Here is a 19,631-nt window from a genome sequence, read left to right on the forward strand (position 1 = left end):
CGTCTTCTACCGTGGAAACCACGGGTGCTGGGCCCAGCGGTGGGGCCATCGACACGCCGCAGCACCGGGCCCTCGGGTCCGGGAGCCGGGTCGCCATCCTCGGGCTCGTGCGGGCCGCCGAGGGCGGGCTCACGGCGGCTGAGGTCGCGGCTGCCACCGGGCAGCACCTGTCGACCACGCGCGCCCACCTGGAGCGGCTCGTCGGCGCTGGCCTCGTCGTCAAGGCGCGTGCGGGCGGTGGGCAGCCGGGGCGTCCCGCCTGGCGGTACCGCGCCGCCGCCGACGACCCGGCGCCCGCTCCCTACCGGACGCTCGCCGCGGTTCTGCTCGGGCAGCTCGGGAAGGACCCCGACGGGGGGCCCGCCGCCGCCGAGCGGGTCGGGCGGGAGTGGGGGCGGCAGCTCGCGGGGGAGTCCGGGGCCGGTGGGGCCGTGGAGACGGTCAGCTCGGTGTTCGACGGGCTCGGGTTCAGCCCCGTGCTGCACGAGGGGGCCGGTGGGGCGGTGGACCTGCACTTGCGGACCTGTCCGTTCCTCGAACTCGTGGACCAGGCGCCCGACACCATGTGCACGTTGCACGCCGGGGTGGTGCGCGGGGTGCTGGACGAGCGCGGGGGCGACGGGGACGCTGCGGTGCTCGTGCCCTTCGGGGCGCCCAAGGCCTGCGTGGTGCGGCTTCCCGACGACGGGGAGTCGTGATGGGGGTCGGGTGGCGGGTTCCGGTGCTCGTGGGGGCCGCGCTCGCGCTGCTCGGTGGGCTCTACGCGGCGCTGCTGCTGTCCGGGGCCGCCGTGCCCGCGCCGTCCTCGCCCGTCGAGGAGGTGCACGGGCCGGTCATGGTGTTCGGGTTCGTGGGATCGCTCGTCGCGTTGGAGCGGGCGGTCGCGCTCGGGCGGCGGATCGGGTTGCTGGCGCCGGGGTGCTCGGCCGTCGGCGGGCTGGTGCTGCTCGGCGGTGGGCCGGGGTTCGTGGGCAAGCTGTTGCTGGTGCTCGGGGGAATCGGGCTGCTCGGGATCTACCGGGAGCTGTGGAAGCGGCACGGGTCCGTCGCGCTGCTCGCCCAGGCCGTGGGGGCTTTCGCCTGGTACGCGGCGGGGTTGTTGTGGCTGGCCGGGTTCCTCGTGCCCGAGGTCGTGCCGTGGATGGCGGTCTTCGTCATCGCCACCATCGCGGGGGAGCGGCTTGAGCTCGCGCGGGTCGGGATGCTCGGGGCCGGTGTCGAGCGGTGGTTCCTCGCGGTGGTGTGCGGGCTCGTCGTGGGGGCCCTCGCGGTTCACCTGTGGCCTTCGTTCGGGGCGCACCTGTTCGGGTTCGCGCTGCTCGCCCTCACCGGGTGGCTGGTCGTGTTCGACGTCGCGCGGCGCACGGTGCGGGGCAGCGGGTTGCCGCGCTACGTGGCCGTGGGGCTGCTCGCCGGGTACGGGTGGCTCGCGGTCGCCGGGGTGCTCTGGGCCGGTGGGGGCGCCGCGCTCGACGGGGACCGGTACGACGCCGTCCTGCACTCGGTGTTCCTCGGGTTCACCATGTCCATGGTCTTCGCGCACGCGCCGGTGATCCTCCCCGCCGTGCTGCGCCGCCCGCTGCCGTACCACCCCGCGCTCTACGCGCCGCTCGCGCTGCTGCACCTGTCCCTGGCGGTGCGGGTCGGGATCGGCGACACGACCGGGCTCAAGGACCTGTGGCGGTGGGCCTGCTACGCGAACGTCGTGGCGGTGCTGGGTTTCGTCGGCTGCGCCGCCGCGCTCTCGTCGGCCGCAGGCAGGAAGCGGGTCACGGCATGATCCCCCTCTCACCCCAGTCGGGACGGGCCGAGATCCCGATCACGCCGGTCACGCCCACCGGGCGGGCCAACTGGCACTGGCGGGTCGGGTTCGTCCCGGCCGTCTACCTGGCCGCGCTCGTCGTCCTCTCGTTCGCGCACACGTTCATCGCCACCTGGTACTGGCTCGCCGTGCACCTGCTGATGCTCGGCGCGGCCACCAACGCGATCCTGGTGTGGAGCGCGCACTTCACCTCGGCGGTGCTGCGCGTCCCCGCGCTGCCGCACCGGCGGGGCGAGTCGATCCGGTTGATCGCGCTCAACGCCGGGGTGGTGCTGGTGCTCGTCGGCGGCACGACCGACTGGCCGTGGACCGGGGTGGTCGGCGCGGCCGTCGTGTTCACCGCCGTGGCCTGGCACCTGTGCTGGCTGGCGGCCCGGCTCCGCGCCGCGCTGCCCGCCCGGTTCGCGGTCACCGCGCACTACTACGTCGCCGCCTGCTGCGCGCTGCTCACCGGCATCCCGGTGGGCGCCTGGATGCTGGTCACCGACGACGGCGCGCGCGACCGGCTGATCCTGTTCCACGCGCACGTGAACGTGCTGGGCTGGGTCGCGCTGACCATCGTCGGGACGCTGTTCACCCTGTGGCCCACCGTGCTGCGCACCCGGCTCGACGACGGCGCGCCCGCAGCCGCCCGCACCGCGCTGCCCACGGCGGTGACCGGGGTGGTGCTGCTGGGGATCGGCGTTCTGGCCTGGTGGCCGGTGCTCGCGGCGGCCGGGATCGGGGTGTTCGGGGTGGCCGTGGTGGTCACCGTCGTGCCCGGTTTCCGCACCGCCTGGCGGAAACCGCCGCAGTCCTTCGCCGCGTGGTCGATCGCCGCCGGGGTCGGCTGGCTGCTCGTGGCGCTCGGCGTCGACGCGGTCGCGGTGCTGTCGGCGTCCGACGCGCACGAGGCGGTGGGCGGGTTCGGCGACGTGCTGACGCCGCTGCTGGTCGGCGCGGTGGCGCAGATCCTGCTGGGAGCGCTGGCCTACCTCATGCCGGTGGTGCTCGGCGGTGGACCGGGGGCGGTGCGCGAGCGCGGCGAGCTGTTCGACCGGCACTGGGCCCAGCGGGTGGCGATGGGCAACGCCGCGCTGGTCGTGTTCGTGCTGCCCGCCGTGCCGTACGTGCGGATCGCGGTGTCGACGCTGCTGGTCGTCGCGCTGCTCCAGTTCCTGCTGCCCGCTGCCCGCGTGCTGCTCAAGCGGAGGTGAAGGCCTTGTCCGAGAAGAAGAACCGACCGCTGGGCGGGGTCGCGGCCGGGGTGGCGCTGGTGCTGGTCGCGGTGCTCGCGGGCATCGCGGCGCAGCGCGTCGCGGACGGCGGACCGGCTACCACCGAGGTCGCCGCCGCCGTGACGCCCACCGGGAGCACCACGACGGTGGAGGTGAGCATCGTCGAGATGCGGTACCAGCCCTCGGTGATCAGCGTGCCCGCCGGGGACCGGCTCGTCATCGTGCTGACCAACTCCGACCAGCGGCGGCACGACCTGGTGCTGGCCACCGGGCAGAGGACCGGTCCGGTCGGCGCGGGCGCGGAGGTGACCCTGGACGCCGGGGTGATCGGCGGGGCGGTGGACGGGTGGTGCTCGCTGCCCGGTCACCGGCAGGCCGGGATGACGCTCACCATCACCACCACCGGGTCCGGCGCGCAGGCCGCCGCGGACCACTCTCAGCACGGCAGTTCCGCCGAAGGGCACGGCGAGCACGGCGCGGCGCCGCAGTCGATCGACACGATGGCCGCGCCGTCCGCCGACTTCCGGGCCCGCGACGCCGCGCTGCCCGCCGCGTCCGGCGAGCGGGTGCACCGGCACGTGCTGCGGGTCGAGGAGGTCGAGGTCGAGATCGCTCCGAACGTGCGGCAGGTGATGTGGACCTACAACGGGACCGCACCGGGACCCGTGCTGCGCGGCAAGGTCGGCGACGTCTTCGAGATCGAGCTGCACAACGACGGGACCGTCGACCACGGCGTCGACTTCCACGCCGGTGCGCTCGCGCCGGACGGGCCGATGCGGCCGATCGAGCCGGGGGAGAGCCTGACCTACCGGTTCACCGCCACCAAGGCGGGCATCTGGATGTACCACTGCTCGACCATGCCGATGATGCTGCACATCGCGAACGGCATGTACGGCGCGGTGATCATCGACCCGCCGGACCTGCCCGCCGTCGACCGCGAGTACGTGCTGGTGCAGTCCGAGCTGTACCTGGGCGGCGACCAGGCGAAGATGCGCGCGGAGAACCCGGACGCCGTGGCGTTCAACGGTTACGCGGCGCAGTACGCGCACCGGCCGCTCACGGCGGAGGTCGGCGAGCGGGTCCGGTTCTGGCTGCTGGACGTCGGGCCGAACCGGTCGGGCGCGTTCCACGTCGTCGGCGCGCAGTTCGACCGGGTGTACGCGGAGGGGACCTACCGGTTGCAGCCGGGCGACCCCGGCGGGTCGCAGGTGCTGCCGCTGGCCCCGGCGGAGGGCGGGTTCGTGGAGACGGTGTTCCCCGAGGCCGGGCACTACCCGTTCGTCAGCCACGCCATGGTCGACGCCGAGCGCGGGGCGCGGGGGATCGTGGAGGTGACCGGCTGATGGCCGGGCCGTCGAGGCGGACCGTCCGCAAGTTCCTGCCGCCGCAGCACGGGGCGTGGGCGATGCTCCTGCTGCCCTACCTGGCCGGGGTGCTCGTGGCGGGGTGGCGGTGGTGGGACCTGCCGCTGCTGGGGGCGTGGCTGTCGGGGTACCTGCTGTCGTACTTCGCGCTCCAGGCGGTGAAGACGCGGCGTCCGGGGAAGTTCCGGGAGCAGCTGACCTGGTACGGGGCGGTGACGGCGGCGTTCGCGCTGCCGGTGCTCGTGGCGTGCCCCCGGCTGCTGCTCTTCGCGCCCGCGTACGGGGCGCTGATCGCGGTGAACTGCTGGCACGCGCACCGGCGGCGGGAGCGGGCGCTGGTGAACGACCTGGTGTCGGTGGTGCAGAGCTGCCTGATGGTGCTGGTCGTGGCGGTGGTCGCGGACGCCCCGCTGACCGGCGTCCTCGTGCCGTTCCTGGTCACGCTGCTGTACTTCACCGGGACGGTGCTCTACGTCAAGACGATGATCCGGGAGCGGGGCAACCGGGTGTACCTGGTGGCGTCGGTGGTGTTCCACGTCGTGGCGCTCGGCGCGGTTGCTCCGTTCGGTCTACTCTCCGCGGTGGTGTTCGCGGCTCTGCTGGCACGGGCCTGGGTCCTGCCGGGGTACCCGCTCACGCCCAAGCAGGTGGGGCTCGCGGAGATCGTCGCCAGCGCGCTGGTGCTGGTCGTGGCGGTGGGGTGACGGGGGTGCGCGGATGAGCGGGCGTGACCGGGTGCTGGTGCGGCGGCGGGAGTGGGCCGGGCTCGACGAGGACGAGGTCCGGCGGGTCGACGCGGTGTGGGCCGAGGCGTTCCCGCCGTCCGAGCGCGGCGAGCGGGACACCGTGGCCACGCGCAGCAGCGACCTCCTGTGGACCGCGCACCTCGGGGGCGAGCTCCTCGGGTTCGCCACCGGCGTGCGGCTGCCGGAGTCCGGGGCCCTGTACCTGGAGTACCTCGCCGTCTCCGCCTCCTCGCGCGGCTCGGGGACCGGCGGCGCGCTGCTGGAGGCCGTCGCCGAGGACGTGCTGGGCGATCCGGGGGTGACCGGGATCGTGCTGGAGGTCGAGGACCCCGCCCGCACCCCCGGCGACCTGGCCGCGCGGCGGATCGGGTTCTACGAGCGGTGGGGCGCACGGGTCGTTACGGCGATCAGCGGGTACGAGATGCCCGATCTCGCCGAACACGGGCAGCGGGTGCCCATGGTGTTGTTGTGGCGTGGTGGTGTCGCGCAGCCGGTGCTGGAGGCGGACGGGGTCGTGCTCGTGCTCCGGGACCTGTACCTCGGCTACTACGCGCACGCCGCCGAGGCCGGGCACCTGGCGGAGATGGTGGGGCTGGTCGACCGCCCGGCGTGATCCAGTGGGCTGCGTCACACTTCGCGCCGTGAGCGCCGCGTGCTGACCCCTCGGGCGGCTTCGCGGTGTTCGCGCCGGTCCTGGGCTCGGACGGGCGTGCGGAGGCCGTGCCGGGCCGTGGTGACGCTGGGCGTTGAATCGCACCCACCAGCCTTGCGAGAAGGGCGGAGAGTTGGACACAGCGCTGAGTACCGGAGAGGGCGGCGCGTCCGGCGCCGTCGTCCGCGTGGGGGTCGTGCGCGAGACCGCGGGTGGTGAGCGGCGGGTCGCGCTGGTGCCCAAGGCGGTCGCCGAGCTGGTCGGGCGGGGGGTCGAGGTCGTCGTCGAGAGCGGGGCCGGTGACGGGTCGCTGCTGCCCGACGGCCTCTACAGCGCCGCCGGGGCCGCGATCGGGGACGCCTGGGACGCCGACGTCGTGGTCAAGGTCGCGCCGCCCTCGGCCGCCGAGGTCGCGCGGTTGCGGCGCGGGCAGGTGCTGATCGGGTTCCTCGCCCCGCGCGGCGCGGACAACCGGATCGCCGACCTGGAGGCCGCCGGGGTGCGGGCGTTCGCGGTCGAGGCCATCCCCCGGATCTCGCGCGCCCAGGCCATGGACGCGCTCTCCTCGCAGGCCAACGTCGCCGGTTACCGGGCCGTGCTGCTCGCCGCCACGCTCTCCACCCGGTTCTTCCCCATGCTCACCACCGCCGCCGGGACGGTCAAACCCGCCTCCGCGCTGGTGCTCGGGGTCGGGGTCGCCGGGCTCCAGGCGCTCGCCACGGCCAAGCGGCTCGGGGCCCGCACCACCGGGTACGACGTGCGCCCCGAGGTGGCCGACCAGGTCCGCTCGGTCGGGGCCAGGTGGCTCGACCTCGGGATCGACGCCGCGGGCGCGGGCGGGTACGCGCGGGAGCTGACCGAGGAGGAGCGGGACACCCAGCAGAAGGAGCTGGAGAAGGCGATCAGCGGGTTCGACGTCGTCATCACCACCGCGCTCGTGCCGGGGATGCCCGCGCCCAGGCTCGTCACCGCCGCCGCCGTCGAGGGGATGCGCCCCGGCAGCGTCGTGGTCGACCTCGCCGGGGAGACCGGCGGCAACTGCGAGCTGACCGAACCGGGGCAGACCGTCGTGCGGCACGGGGTGACCATCGCCTCGCCGGTCAACCTGCCCGCCGCGATGCCCGAGCACGCCAGCGAGCTGTACGCCAAGAACGTCACCTCCCTGCTGGAACTGCTGATCACCGACGGCGCGCTCGCGCCCGACCTCGCCGACGAGATCGTGGCGGGCGCGCTCGTCACCGGGAAGGAGGGCTGATGTACGAGCAGCTGCTGTCCAACGTGGCGATCCTGGTGCTCGCCGGGTTCGTCGGGTTCGCGGTCATCTCCAAGGTGCCCAACACCCTGCACACACCGCTGATGTCCGGCACCAACGCCATCCACGGCATCGTCGTGCTCGGCGCGCTCATCGTGCTCGGCGAGCTGCCCGCCGACGCCGGGTGGGGGCCGCGCGCCATCGCGTTCGTCGCGCTGGTCTTCGGCACGCTCAACGTCGTCGGCGGCTTCCTGGTCACCGACCGGATGCTGGCGATGTTCAAGGGCGGGAAGAGCGCGGCCGGGAAGACCATCGCGGGCAAGGCGGTCGAGAAGGACGGGGAGGCGGGCAGGTGAGCTACCTGGTCAGCGGGCTCTACGTCGTCGCCTTCGCGCTGTTCATCCTCGGCCTGTCCGGGCTCACCGGGCCCAAGACCGCCGTGCGCGGCAACTGGATCGCGGCGGCGGGCATGGGCGTCGCGGTCGTCGCCACGCTGATCAAGGTCGGCGGGACCGCCTCGATCAACTGGGTGCTCATCGTCGCCGGGCTCGCGCTCGGCACCGTGCTCGGCGTCGTGCCCGCGCGGCGCACCAGGATGACCGCCATGCCGCAGCTCGTCGCGCTGTTCAACGGCGTCGGCGGCGGCACGGTCGCGCTCATCGCCTGGTCCGAGTTCATCGAGACCGACGGGTTCAGCCACCTCGGCGCGGACCAGTCGCCGCCCGCCGTGCTCGTCTCCGGCTCGCTGTTCGCGGCCGTCATCGGGTCGGTCTCGTTCTGGGGCTCGCTCGTGGCGTTCCTCAAGCTCCAGGAGCTGCTCGGCAAGGGGCTGGAGCGCGGGCTCGTCTCGTCCGCGCGCGCCTTCCAGCTCGCCAACGTGGCGCTGGTGCTGGTGGTCCTGGCCGCGTGCGGGTACGTCGGGGTCGGTTCCGGGGACGGCGGCGGGTCGTCGGCGTGGTGGATCGTGCTGGTGCTGGTCGCGTCGGGCCTGATCGGGCTGTTCGTCGTGCTCCCGATCGGCGGCGCGGACATGCCCGTGGTCATCTCGCTGCTGAACGCGCTCACCGGCCTGTCCGCCGCCGCGGCCGGGCTCGCGCTCGACAACACCGCGATGATCGTCGCGGGCATGATCGTCGGCGCGTCCGGCGCGATCCTGACCAACCTCATGGCCGTGGCGATGAACCGGTCCATCCCGGCCATCGTGTTCGGCTCCTTCGGCGCGGCCTCGGCCGCCGGTGGCGGTGGAGGGCCGCAGGGCGTGGTCAAGGCGACCTCCGCGTCCGACGCCGCGATCCGGATGGCCTACGCGGGCCAGGTCGTGGTGGTGCCCGGCTACGGGCTCGCCGTCGCGCAGGCGCAGCACGCGGTCAAGGACATGGCCGCGCTGCTGGAGGCCAAGGGGGTGGAGGTCAAGTACGCCATCCACCCCGTCGCCGGGCGGATGCCGGGGCACATGAACGTGCTGCTGGCCGAGGCCGACGTCGAGTACGACGCGATGAAGGAGATGGACGACATCAACGACGAGTTCAGCCGGACCGACGTCACCCTCGTCATCGGCGCGAACGACGTCACCAACCCGTCCGCGCGCACCGACTCGTCCAGCCCGATCTACGGGATGCCGATCCTGAACGTCGACCAGTCGCGGTCGGTGATCGTGCTCAAGCGGTCCATGTCGTCGGGGTACGCCGGGATCGAGAACCCGCTGTTCTTCGCGGACCGCACGTCCATGCTGTTCGGCGACGCGAAGAAGTCGGTCAACGCGGTGATCGAGGAGCTCAAGGCGTTGTAGCGCGCGGGCGGGCGTGGCAGGTCCACGCCCGCCCGCGCCAACGTCACGGTCCACTGTGGATGAAGGGTGCCCAGGCCGCGGGGTGGTCCGCGTAGCGGGTGTCCCGCAGATCGCGGACGACCTCGCGCAGCACGTTCGCCGCCTCGTCCGGCCGGTCAGCCGAGAGCGCGTGGAAACGGCGCATCACGTGCTTGGCCACCGCCACTTTCAGCGGCCACATGCCGGAGACCACGTGTCGGAAGCCCGCCACCTGGAACGCCGACGCGGGGTGGATCGACTCGTCGGTGTGCCGAACACCCCGGTGTCCACCTGAGCACGCGGCCAGGAAGGCGAGCCCGGCACGCCCCAGGTCGTGCCTGGCGATCTCCGACACGGACAGGTCCCCGTCGTGCAGGTGCAGCGCGCCCAACGAAGGGGACACGAGGTCGACGTCGGCGTGGCAGGTGAAGTACGCCTGGGTGAACGCGGGCAGTTCGGCGAGCACGCGCGCCGCGGTGGCGGCTCGCCCGACCAGCGGGAGGTCGGCGATCTTGACCACGCCGCTGTGCGGAAGCCCCGCGCCCACCGCGACGCCGAGCACGCTGCGCTCGCGTACCGGCGGCCGAGCGCGGGTGCGCGCCAGCACGCGCAGCGTCGGGGTGTAGGAGGAAGTCAGCAGGTCCAGGGCGTTGTCGCCGCCCGCGACACCTGCGGCGTGCAGGGGGAACAGGCCGAGCGGCCCGGTGGGCAGCCACCACACGCGGTCCAGCGGCGTCGACTCGAGGAGCGGGCCCACCACGGACTCCCACAGCCACTCCAGCACCCCGGCGACCACCGGCCCACCACCGCCGCTGAGTTCGCTCCGGTCATAGGTGGCGCCCAGCAGGGCTTCGGCCCGGCGCTCCACCTCGGAGCGGCGCAGCAGCGGCAGCGGTACCAGCAGCGGTGGCTCACCCTCCCGGACCACGACGGCGTCACCCCGTCTCGAACCGCTGTTGAGCAGCACCGCAGCTCCACCCCGGACGGTCTCTGCGCTCACCGCGCCGCCACTCCACCCGCCCTCGTCGGCCTTGGCATCCGTCAGCAGAGCCCTGTGCTCGGCGCGCAGACGGGCCCGCTCGACCGGGTCCGCCGCGCGGTTGAGCCGCTCGCCGACATCCCCGAGACGCTCCAGCAGCGGATTCCCCACCCCGGCGCGGGCATCGTGCTGGGCGCCCAGCAGCACACCCCTTCCCGCCTCGGCGACCGCCAACGCGCCACCTGCGTCGCCCAGCGCGCAGTGCGCGGCGACCGCGTCGACCACGAGACTGCGGTTCTCCCCCAGCCAGTGCTCCTGATCTACCCTTCTGCGGCCCGCGACGGCCACCACCGACACCAGGTGCTCCACGGCCCGGTCGAGCAGCCCGCACGCCCGCGCGTCGGCTTCCTCCGCCTCCACCGCGTGCGCAAGCGCCCCCGCGCGGTGCCCGAGCCTCACCAGATCGGTCGGCGGACAGGCGTCTCCGGCCTCGGGCCCGTCGGCGTGGGCCGCCTCGTGCAGTCGGGGCAGCAGGCGCTCCGCCTCGGTGAGCACCCGCGCCAGCTCATCCGCCTCCACCGGTTGCCCCGCCAGTTCGACGCCGCGCAGCAGGGCGTTGGCGAGGTTCGACCAGCGCAGGGCGGCACGGGGGTGCCCTGCCGGGGTCAGCTCGACCGCCCGGCGGAAATCGGTCAACGCCTCGGCCAGCACTACGCGCGAACCCGATCGGTTGAAGTGCTCGAGCCGGACGTTGGCCAGGGTGGACAGGTGGTTCGGCAGATCGCGGTCGTCGTCGCCCACGCTGTGGACGGCCGCCACCGCCACCGCCTCGGCCCGTTCCAGGTCGGCGGCATCGCGCGCGTCGGTGAACCGGCGCAGCAGCGCCATCGCCAGGTTCCCGCGAACCGCCGCTAGGTCGGGGTCGTCCGGCCGCGCGGCTGCGACGGCGCGCTCGAACCCCGCCACCGCCCCGTCCAGGTGCGGACGCTGGTCCTCGCGCAGGTAGAGCTTCCACCGCGCCAAGGAGAGGTTGGACAGGGCGGCCGCCTGCCCCGTCGCGGAGGCGCGCTCGCCCAGTTCCACGGAGGTGTGAAGGTCCTCGAGGGCGCCATCCCGGTCGTAGCGGAGCTGGTACGCCGCTCCGAGGCCGGACAGCCTGTCGAGCAGCGAGGGGTCGTCAAGCGCGGTGGCGGCGACCGCGTCGTGGCCCCGAGCGAGCGCCTCGTCAAGGTCGGCGGGGGCGCCGGTGCGCTCGTGGCGCTCCTGCAGCACCGTGCTCAGACTGCCCGCGCGCGCCCCCGAACCGCCCGCCTCGACAGCCATGCGCGCGTAGTCGACCGCCTGGTCCAGATCCTCCCGCGACCTGGTCAACCGGTAGCGGTACAGGTGGAACACGCCCAGAGCGGATACGACGCCCCCGAAGATCCCCGGCGTGGCGCGTCGCGCGGCCCGCGTGCCCAGCGCCACGGCGGCCTCCACGTCGTGGGGCTTCCTGCGGAGCAGATACCGCTCGAAGCGCGCCTCGGCGAGCCGGTGCAGGAACAGCGGGTTCTCCGGGGCCTCCGCGACGGCGAGGCCACCGTGCTCGATCGCGGCGTCGGCGTCCTCGTGGCGATGCGCCTCACGCGCCCTCGCGGTGTGCGCGCGGCACAACCCTGACCTGGCCGCAGCCAGGTCAGGGTGGACGTCGAGCAGTTCGGTCGCGACCTCCACGGCACGGTCCAGGTCACGGGGGTGTCCCCTGGTGAGCAGGACCAGGCCCAGGTTGGACAGCAGGACGTGGCGCTCCGGGGCCTCGACGACCAGCACCGACCGCTCCGCCGCCGACACCGCGTGGTCCAGGTGCGCCTGCCCGCAGCCGAGCCTGTGCGCCTCGCGGTGGACCAGCGCCAGGTCGGACAGGGCCGACACCAGCGCCACCGGATTGGTGGTCAGCGCCACCTGCCTGGTCAGCAGCAGCGCGGCGGCGCGAGGCACGTCCGGCGAGTCGGTGTCGAACACCAGCCGGGTCAGCGCCGCGCTGCGGTCTTCCAGCAGCAGGAGGTCGGGGGAGGGGCCGAGCAGGGTGCTCAGCGCGTCCGGGACCTCGCCGCTCTCCTCTGCCCGCAGCACGGCTCGGGCGAAATCAGCGTCGATCGGCACACCTGGTGAGTCGTCGCAGGGGCTCCCGGTGTCAGCAGCCCGCCCACAGCCGTTCGGGTGGAACCTGCGCCTTCCTGCTCCATCCGCCCCTACTGTGGTGGCCCGCCGTACGAGGAGGACACCCGTGCTGGATGCTGAAGCGGTCGCTGAAGCGCAGGAACTTCTGGACGACCTGCTGGACTGGGAGCTGACACGGGACAAGTGGGGGCAGGTCTCGGCCCGGCTTGGTGAGCTGGATGCCGCGGTGCGCGCCGACGACAGCACGGCGGTTGTCGCGGCCACCGCCGCGCTGGAGCTCCTCTCACCGCTGATGGGACCGGGCATGGGGAAGGAACCCACCACCCCGCCCCCTGACGAGGTGCGCGAGAAGCAGGTCGAAATCGTGGACAAGCTCGCCCGCTGACCCCGCCGTGCCCGCCCCGGTCGAGCAGGAGCTGGTGCTGCACGTCTTCGCGCCCCGGCGTGGAGAGCGCGCGGAGGAGGCCGCCGCCGGGCTGGGTGCGCTGTGGAGGCGCTGCCAGGAACTGCTGGGAGTCACCGAGCCGGTGCCCCTGGTCGGACTTCCGACCGAGCCACCCCGCGACCTGGTCGAGCTGAGCGACCTCCGTGGCGGTCCTGGACTGCTCGACCTGCGCGATGGTGGCGAAGGGCCGCTGGCTGCCGCCCAGAACCCCGCGGTGGACGCCCAAGCGGTGCTGCGGGTCACCGGGACGGTGCTGAACCTCTCGCTGATCATGGCGGTGCCCGGTGTGCCGGGACTTGCCGCCGCCGTGCCACCGGGGTGGGTGGAGTTCGACCGCTGGTGCGATGAGCTGGATGGTGGTGACACCGCGGCCGCGTACGGGGCTGTTCGGGTCTACCAGGCGAAGCTGCCCGCCGAGGAGGTCCGGGAGTCGCTGCCCGAACGCCTGCGCGACGTGGTCACCTGGCAACGGCGGGGGCGGCTGCTGCTGTGGGAGCCGCCCGGTGGTGTGGGACGAGCGCGTGACGTGGTGGTGATCGCACCCGAGGGCGCTGACGCCGAGTTGACCGCGTGGACCTGGAGCAGAGGTGGTCCCGAGCCGCCGCCGCTGGCCCGCTACCTGCTGCAAGCCTCGTTGCTGCGGCACCACGTCCGGGTGTGGCGGCGAGATGAGTCGTGGCTGGCCGACCTCCGTGATCGGGTGAGGGGACACCTCGTCGACCTCGGTGAGAGCGCGGCGCGGGCCGGTGAACTGCGGCGTGACGAGATCGGGTTGAGAGTCGCGGCCGACCGGGTGGAGCGGATGCGCGCCTCCGTGCTGGCCTCGGAGGCGAACATGGTCGCGTTGCTGGGAGAGGTACTTCCAGCGGACCGGGGACTGGCCGGGTGGTTCCTCGGGGTGCTGGACGGAGAGCTCGACGGCCTCCTGCGGGGTGGCGCGCTGGCTCGGGAGGTGCGGGAAGCCGCGCGGGAGCAGGTCGGCGCCGAAGCCTCCCCCACCAGCGCGCCCCCGTCAGGGGAGGGCAGGCAGCTGCGGATGGGGTTCGCCGTGGACGTCGTCGGGTACAGCGCGCGGACCACACCGGAGCAGGAGCGCGTTCAGCGGCGGGTGGCGGAGATCGTCGAGGGGGTGCTGGCCGGACTGGCGGTGCGGATGTCCGAGGCCGACCACCAGGGCACCGGTGACGGTCTGATGGTCTTCCTGCCACCGAGGGTGGACGTGCAGTGGGCGCTGCCACTCCTGCTCCTCGGCGCTGCCGGTCGGCTGGCTGACGACAACGCCGCCTACCGGGACCGGGTGCGACTGCGGATGGCGGTCGACGTGGGACCGGTCGGCCTCGCGGCGCTGGGGTTCGGCGGGAAGGCCGCGACCAGCGTCGGGCGGATGCTCGACAGCGAACCGCTGCGCGCGGCGGTGCGGGACAACCAGGGGGCCGACCTGGTGGTTGCGGTGTCGGAGCGGTTGCACGACTACGTGATCGGTGAAGGGGCGCCCGGCGTGGACCCCGAGGGCTTCACCGCTGCGGAGTTCGATGTGAAAGGGTTCCGCGGTCGGGAGTGGCTGTGGGTCGACCAGGGGCGAGACCCCCTGTAGTCCAGACCACAGGGGTTGACCCTGTCGGGTCCTTGGCGGTTAGGTCGGATGGCGAACGAGTGAGCCGTCCGTCCCGTTTGGAGAGACATGCCCCCGAAGTCCAAGCGCCGCACGAAGATCGCGGCGTTCACCCTCGCGGCGGCCACGGCCCTCGCCGCCGGGCTCTACACCGGCCAGGCCTCGGCCGACGCGCTCCCGTTCCCGGACAACGCGCAGGCGGACTACCAGCTCGGCGGCGGTTACGCCCCGCCCGGCCAGACGAAGATCGTGGTCCGCGACCGGACGGACGAGCCCGCCGAGGGGCTGTACAACGTCTGCTACGTCAACGGCTTCCAGACCCAGCCGGGCGACGAGATCGACTGGTGGAAGTCCCAGCACGACAACCTGCTGCTGCGGGACGAGAAGGGGCAGTACGTCGGCGACCTGGAGTGGGACGAGCTCGTGCTCGACATCTCCACCGACGCCAAGCGCGCCGAGCTGGCCGGGATCGTCGGCGGCTGGATCAAGCAGTGCGCCGAGGACGGGTTCCAGGCCGTCGAGATCGACAACTTCGACACCTTCCACCGGTTCTCCGGGCTGCTCAAGCAGGCCGACGCGCTCGACTACGCCAAGCGGCTGATCGCGGTCGCGCACGACGCGGACCTGGCGATCGGGCAGAAGAACGCCGCCGAGATCACCGCCCAGGGCAAGTCGGCCGGGTTCGACTTCGCCGTCGCCGAGGAGTGCGGCGAGTGGAGCGAGTGCGGTGACTACACCGACGCCTACGGCAACTCGGTGCTGATCGTGGAGTACCAGCGCGAGGCGTTCGAGCAGACCTGCGACGAGTTCGGCGCCGACGTGTCGGTGGTGCTGCGGGACGTGAAGCTCACGGTGCCGAGCAAGAACAACAAGAACTACGTGTACGACGCCTGCTGAGCGGCGTTCGAGCGCTGGAAGCCGTCGTGGTCCTGATCGGGGACCGCGGCGGCTTCCGCCGTTCCACCGGTGTTCAGGCCGTGGCGCGGGTGGACTTGAGCCAGGTGCTGAACGACGTGAACTCGGCCTGCTGCTGCTCGGTCATCAGCTCCTTGGGGAGCGGGTAGGCCTGGGTCTTGCCCAGCAGCAGGTACCACGCGGTCGGGGTCTCCACGATCTCGCTGACCATCTCCCACGAGAAGCGCGCCTCGAACAGCTCCGAGGTGACGGAGAGGGTGATGTGCACGGGCGGAAGGGTATTGCCCGCCCGGTCCGGCCGCCTCCGGTTTCGCGTGGCGGGCGCTCCCCGTTAAAAGTGACCCACATCACTCGTTTTTGAGAACCTCCAGCGCCGTCCGGCCGTCTAGCCGGGTGTGAAGCGGAAACGGCTGGAGGTCGCGGACGAGGAGTTCCTCGTCCGGCGCACCGCCAAGGGCGACCGCGCGGCGTTCGAGGAGCTCTACCGCCGCACCTCGCCCTGGCTCGCGGTGCGGTTGCGCCGCAGGTGCGCCGACGAGCAGGTCGTGGCCGAGGTCATGCAGGAGACCTACCTGGCGATCTGGCGGGCGGCGGGCTCGTTCGCCGGGGCCGCCGCCGACGGGAGCGCGGTCGGCTGGATCTGGACCATCGCGGCCCGCCGCCTGGTCGACGCCTTCCGGCGGCGCGGGCACCACGCGCAGCCGCCCGCCTCCGCCGTCGCGCCGCCGGTCCCGGCGGTGGAGGAGGAGGTGCTCGCGGGCGTGCTCGGCGACGAGGTCGGGGACGCGCTGCGGCGGCTCTCGCCCGAGCTGCGGGACGTGCTGCGGGCCATGGTGCTCGACGGGCTGACGGTCACCGAGACCGCCGTGGTCCTGGGGGTGCCGGAGGGAACGGTGAAGACCCGCGCGCGACGTGCGCGGATCGCGATGCGGGAGGCGCTGTCGTGACACACCCGAGCGACGAGCTGGTCCGCGCCTACGCGGCCGGGCTCGACCTGGCCGACGACCGGCTGTGGGCGGTCGAGGGGCACCTTGAGCGGTGCGGGCACTGCCGGGGCAGGCTCGCCGGGGCCGCCCCGCCGCTCCCGCTGCTGGACGCGGTGTGGGCGAACGTCGAGCCCGCGCTGGGCGCGCAGCCCCGGCGGCGGAGCCCGCTGCGGCGGGTGCTCGCCGGGTGGCTCACGCCGGTGATGGTGCCGTGGCTGGTCGTGGTGGCGCTGCTGGTGGTCGGCGTGGTCGTGGCGGACCTGCTGCTGGGCGGCACGTCCGCGCTGCGCGCGCCCCTGGTGCAGCTGATCGCGCCGGTGCTGCCGGTGCTCGGCGTTGCCGCGTCCTGGACGCGCGGGCTCGACCCGGCGTACGAGGTCGTGGCCGCGACGCCCAGGTCCGGGCTGAACCTGGTGCTGCGCCGCACCGCCGCCGTGCTGGGCGTCCTGGTGCCGCTGCTGGGGGTGGCGAGCTGGGCGACCGGCGCGTCGGTGGCCCTGTGGCTGCTGCCCTGCCTGGCGCTGACCACCAGCGCGCTCGCGCTGGGCAGCGTGATCGGCGTGCGCCCGGCCGCGCTCGCGCTGGGCGGGACGTGGGCCGCGCTGGTGGTCGTGCCGTCGACCGCCGATGCCCTGCCGCTGGACGCCGTGGCAGGCGCGCTCCCGCTGTGGGGCGCGGTGCTGCTGCTGGCCTCGGTGGTCGTGGTGCTCCGGCGCGGTCGGTTCGACCAGCTCGGCTCGCACCGCTAACCCCCGCCGCGCCTGCTGGTCCGGGGCGCGGCCGGTCGAAAAACCTTCTGGAACAAGAACTTCTTGATGCGGAACACCGTGGAAAGTCCCAAGAGGAGTGACATGCGCGCAGTGGGCGCCGCCGAGGTCGCACCCACCGCCTACGCCTGGGAGATCCAGGCGAAGGCGCTGGTGGTGCGGGTAGGGCGCAAGAAGAACGCCGTCGACGGGCTCGACCTGGAGCTGGGCAAGGGGGTGCACGGGCTGCTCGGGCCCAACGGCGCGGGCAAGACCACGCTGATCCGCACGCTCGCCACCGTGCTGCGGCCCACCTCCGGCGAGCTGTCGGTGCTGGGCGAGCGGGTCGACGGGCTGGGCGGGCGGCGCGGGCTGCGGCGCAGGCTCGGCTACCTGCCGCAGGACTTCGGCTACTACAAGCGGTTCACCGTGCGCGAGTTCGTCGAGTACCTGGCCTGGCTCAAGGAGGTGCCCGCCGCCGAGATCCCCGGCGCCGTGCAGCGCGCCGTGGAGCGGGTCGGGCTCGGCGACCGGGCCGACGACAAGATGAAGACGCTGTCCGGCGGCATGGTGCGCCGGGTCGGGGTCGCGCAGGCGATCGTCAACGACCCGGCCGTGCTGCTGCTCGACGAGCCGACGGCGGGCCTCGACCCGGCGCAGCGCGTGCGGTTCCGCGAGCTGGTGGTGGAGCTGGGCAAGGAGTCCTGCGTGCTGATCTCCACGCACCTGGTGGAGGACGTCGCCGCCGCCTGCACCGACGTGGTGCTGGTCGCGAACGGGTCGCTGGTGTTCCAGGGGACTCCGGCCGAGGTGGCGGCGGCCGGGACGCCCGAGCACGTCGGCGACAGCCCGATCGAGCGCGGCTACTCCGCGCTGCTGGGCCAGGAGCCGGGCAAGGGGGTCTGGTGATGCGCGCGCTGAGGATCGAGCTGAGGCGCTCCGTCGCGCCGTGGGCCGGGCTGCTGGTGCTGCTGCTGCCGCTTCCCCTACTGTTCCTGCTGAGCGGGCCGTGGAACAAGGACGCGGCGGACTGGGCGGGCGGCACCACCTCGGCGGCGCTGTGGTTGCGCTGGTTCCTGCTGTTCGGCTGGCCCGTCGCGATCGGCGCGGGTGCCATCCAGGGGATGCGCGACCGCAGGTCCGGGACGGCCGAGCTGCTCGGCTCCACGCCCCGCCCGGTCGGGCACCGGACCGGCGCGCTGGCCTCGGCGATCGTGCTGTGCCTCGGCGCCGGGTTCACCGCGCTGGCGCTGGTGGCGTTCGGGAACGTGCTGGCGCGCGGCGGTTTCACCTCCGCGGTGTTCCTGCCGGTGCTGGGCGTCGGACTGCTCGTGGTGGTCGCGGGCGGGGTGCTCGGCCTGGTGGTCGGGCGGGCGGTCCCGCACCCGCTGGTCGCCCCCGGCGCCGCCGTGCTCGCGCTCGTGCTGCTGGCGCTGGCCAACACGGCGCTGACCCAGGCGCAGGTCGCCTCGCCCACCACGCGGCTCGCGTACCTGACGGCCGCTTTCGGCGACCCGGTCGGGTTGATGGTCACCACCACGCGCGAGGTGGACGTGGCCCAGCTCGTCTGGTTCGGCGGGCTCATCGTGACCGGGGTGCTGCTGCTGGGCGCGAAGTCCGCGCGCGCCAAGGCCTTCTCCCTGGCGCCCGCCGTGCTCGCCGCCCTCGTCGCGGTGCCGATGCTGCCCGCCAGGCCCGCCGACGTGTTCACCGCCGACCCCGTCGCGGCCGGGAAGGTGTGCGACGGGCCGGTGTGCGTGTCCCGGATGCACGCCGACCGGCTGCCGGTGCTCGCGCAGGCGGGGCGCGAGGCGCTGGAGCTGCTCTCCCGGCTGCCCGACGCGCCCACCAGGGTCGAGGAGGACACCGACCCGCTCTGGCCCGACGTGCTGCCCAAGCGGTCCCCGGACGTGGTCTACCTGAACTACCAGTCGGATTCCGCGCTGCTGGGGGCGGACGTGCGGCAGACCCGCGACGCGCTGCTGGAGAACGCCGGGGTGCCCCGGTGCGCCGCGCCGAACATGGGCGGTGGCGCCGAGGACGCGCTCAAGGCGATCACCCTGGGGCACTTCACCGGCTCGCTGGCGAAGCCGCCGACGGCGCCCGAGTCGATCTGGGGCTACTCGCGGACCATGGCCGAGACCGGGTGGGACAGGTTCCGCGCCCAGCCCGAGGACGTGCGGTGGGAGCGGATCGCCTCGGCCAGGCAGGCGATGCTGGACTGCTCGGGCCCGGCGCTGGAGGCCGCGATGACCTACGAGGGCCTCGCGCTGGACGCCCTGGTGCCGGAGGGCCTGCGATGAGGTGGGCGGTGCTGTACGCGCGCTCAAGGGCGGTGCCCTCGGCGTTCGGCGGGCTGCTGGTGGCGACGGTCGGGCTGTGGGCGGCGGCGGGCACGTCGTGGACGCCGCTGCTGGCCTCGCTGGCCGCCGTCTCCGGGGTCGCGATCGCCGCGATCGGGCTCAGCGGGCAGGACGTGGGGCTCGACCGCACGGCCGCGATCCCGTGGCCGGTGCGCAGGGCCGCGCACCTGCTGCTGGTCGGCGCGGTCACCGCCGGGGCGCTGCTCGTGGTGCAGGAGCTCGGGAAGTCCGCGGTGGACCAGTGGTTCGTGGTGCGGGCGGTGGTGGGGATGCTCGGGCTCGCGGGGCTCTCGGCCACCGTCGCGGGCGGGCAGTTCGGGTGGACGCTGCCGCTGCTGTGCTGGACGGTCGGGTTCGTGGTGCCGACGGCGGACGACTCGGTGCTCGCGCGCGTGCTGGGGTGGCCGCTGCGGGCCCCGGACGACCGGGTGGCGGCGTGGACGGCGGTCGTGCTCGGCGTGGTCGGGGTGCTCGGCTACGCGGTGCGGGGCGCGCGCAGGTGAGGTCCCGATTTCCCTTCAAGGCGCGGGCTTTCCGGCATTCGGCGTAGTGCCGCGCCGGGTGT

The 19,631-nt window shown here is 73.7% G+C and carries 19 protein-coding genes; 17 read left to right on the plus strand and 2 right to left on the minus strand.

Going from position 1 to position 19,631, the window contains the following annotated elements; translation table 11 throughout:
- Positions 1 to 11 precede the first annotated feature (11 nt).
- The 9 genes from LV78_RS23190 (at position 12) to LV78_RS23230 (ending at position 8,842) form a co-directional block, all read left to right on the plus strand.
- Positions 12 to 698 carry a helix-turn-helix transcriptional regulator gene (locus LV78_RS23190; RefSeq protein ID WP_253847715.1) on the plus strand — a complete coding sequence of 229 codons (687 nt, stop codon included), beginning with the start codon at positions 12 to 14 and terminating at the stop codon, positions 696 to 698.
- Positions 698 to 1,780 (plus strand): DUF8744 domain-containing protein, encoded by a 1,083-nt coding sequence (locus LV78_RS23195; RefSeq protein WP_253847716.1) that lies wholly within the window; start codon positions 698 to 700, stop codon positions 1,778 to 1,780. The genes LV78_RS23190 and LV78_RS23195 overlap by 1 nt, the downstream gene beginning before the upstream one ends.
- Positions 1,777 to 3,018, plus strand: a complete 1,242-nt coding sequence (locus LV78_RS23200; protein ID WP_253847717.1) for a hypothetical protein — start codon at positions 1,777 to 1,779, stop codon at positions 3,016 to 3,018. Before LV78_RS23195 ends, LV78_RS23200 begins: the two co-directional genes overlap by 4 nt.
- A complete protein-coding gene (locus LV78_RS23205) occupies positions 3,015 to 4,382 on the plus strand; it encodes a multicopper oxidase domain-containing protein (RefSeq protein ID WP_253847718.1) in 1,368 nt (455 codons plus the stop codon). The genes LV78_RS23200 and LV78_RS23205 overlap by 4 nt, the downstream gene beginning before the upstream one ends.
- On the plus strand, positions 4,382 to 5,107 hold the full coding sequence (locus tag LV78_RS23210) for a YwiC-like family protein (protein ID WP_253847719.1): 726 nt from the start codon (positions 4,382 to 4,384) through the stop codon (positions 5,105 to 5,107). The genes LV78_RS23205 and LV78_RS23210 overlap by 1 nt, the downstream gene beginning before the upstream one ends.
- A 13-nt stretch (positions 5,108 to 5,120) precedes the next feature.
- A complete protein-coding gene (locus tag LV78_RS23215; RefSeq protein WP_253847720.1) occupies positions 5,121 to 5,762 on the plus strand; it encodes a GNAT family N-acetyltransferase in 642 nt (213 codons plus the stop codon).
- A gap of 172 nt (positions 5,763 to 5,934) precedes the next feature.
- A complete protein-coding gene (locus tag LV78_RS23220) occupies positions 5,935 to 7,056 on the plus strand; it encodes an NAD(P) transhydrogenase subunit alpha (RefSeq protein WP_253847721.1) in 1,122 nt (373 codons plus the stop codon).
- Positions 7,056 to 7,409, plus strand: coding sequence for an NAD(P) transhydrogenase subunit alpha part 2 (locus LV78_RS23225; protein WP_253847722.1), 354 nt, complete (start codon positions 7,056 to 7,058; stop codon positions 7,407 to 7,409). The genes LV78_RS23220 and LV78_RS23225 overlap by 1 nt, the downstream gene beginning before the upstream one ends.
- Positions 7,406 to 8,842 (plus strand): NAD(P)(+) transhydrogenase (Re/Si-specific) subunit beta, encoded by a 1,437-nt coding sequence (locus tag LV78_RS23230; RefSeq protein ID WP_253847723.1) that lies wholly within the window; start codon positions 7,406 to 7,408, stop codon positions 8,840 to 8,842. The genes LV78_RS23225 and LV78_RS23230 overlap by 4 nt, the downstream gene beginning before the upstream one ends.
- A gap of 43 nt (positions 8,843 to 8,885) precedes the next feature.
- Here the strand turns inward: LV78_RS23230 and LV78_RS41720 are convergent, their stop codons facing one another.
- Entirely contained in the window at positions 8,886 to 11,981 is a 3,096-nt protein-coding gene (locus LV78_RS41720; RefSeq protein ID WP_253847724.1) for a CHAT domain-containing protein, read from the minus strand.
- A gap of 124 nt (positions 11,982 to 12,105) precedes the next feature.
- Between LV78_RS41720 and LV78_RS23240 the strand changes: the two genes are divergently transcribed.
- The 3 genes from LV78_RS23240 (at position 12,106) to LV78_RS23250 (ending at position 14,953) form a co-directional block, all read left to right on the plus strand.
- A complete protein-coding gene (locus LV78_RS23240; protein WP_253847725.1) occupies positions 12,106 to 12,384 on the plus strand; it encodes a CATRA system-associated protein in 279 nt (92 codons plus the stop codon).
- A 7-nt stretch (positions 12,385 to 12,391) separates the two neighbouring features.
- Positions 12,392 to 14,038: a CATRA conflict system CASPASE/TPR repeat-associated protein gene (locus tag LV78_RS23245; protein WP_253847726.1), complete on the plus strand. Its 1,647-nt coding sequence runs from the start codon at positions 12,392 to 12,394 to the stop codon at positions 14,036 to 14,038.
- 87 nt (positions 14,039 to 14,125) lie between these two features.
- Positions 14,126 to 14,953, plus strand: coding sequence for an endo alpha-1,4 polygalactosaminidase (locus LV78_RS23250; RefSeq protein ID WP_253847727.1), 828 nt, complete (start codon positions 14,126 to 14,128; stop codon positions 14,951 to 14,953).
- A 73-nt stretch (positions 14,954 to 15,026) separates the two neighbouring features.
- Here the strand turns inward: LV78_RS23250 and LV78_RS23255 are convergent, their stop codons facing one another.
- On the minus strand, positions 15,027 to 15,239 hold the full coding sequence (locus tag LV78_RS23255) for a YcxB family protein (protein WP_253847728.1): 213 nt from the start codon (positions 15,237 to 15,239) through the stop codon (positions 15,027 to 15,029).
- A 127-nt stretch (positions 15,240 to 15,366) separates the two neighbouring features.
- On the opposite strand from LV78_RS23255, the gene LV78_RS23260 reads away from it, so the two are divergent.
- The 5 genes from LV78_RS23260 (at position 15,367) to LV78_RS23280 (ending at position 19,569) form a co-directional block, all read left to right on the plus strand.
- Positions 15,367 to 15,918 (plus strand): RNA polymerase sigma factor, encoded by a 552-nt coding sequence (locus LV78_RS23260; RefSeq protein ID WP_253847729.1) that lies wholly within the window; start codon positions 15,367 to 15,369, stop codon positions 15,916 to 15,918.
- The gene (locus tag LV78_RS23265) at positions 15,915 to 16,706 is read left to right on the plus strand and encodes a cupin domain-containing protein (RefSeq protein WP_253847730.1); all 792 of its coding nucleotides are present in this window, start codon (positions 15,915 to 15,917) and stop codon (positions 16,704 to 16,706) included. Before LV78_RS23260 ends, LV78_RS23265 begins: the two co-directional genes overlap by 4 nt.
- Positions 16,707 to 16,808: 102 nt before the next feature.
- Complete coding sequence (locus tag LV78_RS23270) at positions 16,809 to 17,612, plus strand: ABC transporter ATP-binding protein (RefSeq protein ID WP_253847731.1); 804 nt, start codon at positions 16,809 to 16,811, stop codon at positions 17,610 to 17,612.
- Positions 17,612 to 19,006 (plus strand): hypothetical protein, encoded by a 1,395-nt coding sequence (locus LV78_RS23275; RefSeq protein ID WP_253847732.1) that lies wholly within the window; start codon positions 17,612 to 17,614, stop codon positions 19,004 to 19,006. The genes LV78_RS23270 and LV78_RS23275 overlap by 1 nt, the downstream gene beginning before the upstream one ends.
- Entirely contained in the window at positions 19,003 to 19,569 is a 567-nt protein-coding gene (locus LV78_RS23280) for a hypothetical protein (protein ID WP_253847733.1), read from the plus strand. The genes LV78_RS23275 and LV78_RS23280 overlap by 4 nt, the downstream gene beginning before the upstream one ends.
- Positions 19,570 to 19,631: the final 62 nt, after the last annotated feature.

This window comes from Actinosynnema pretiosum (genome assembly GCF_024171695.1).
In the GTDB taxonomy this organism is placed as follows: Bacteria; Actinomycetota; Actinomycetes; order Mycobacteriales; family Pseudonocardiaceae; genus Actinosynnema; species Actinosynnema pretiosum.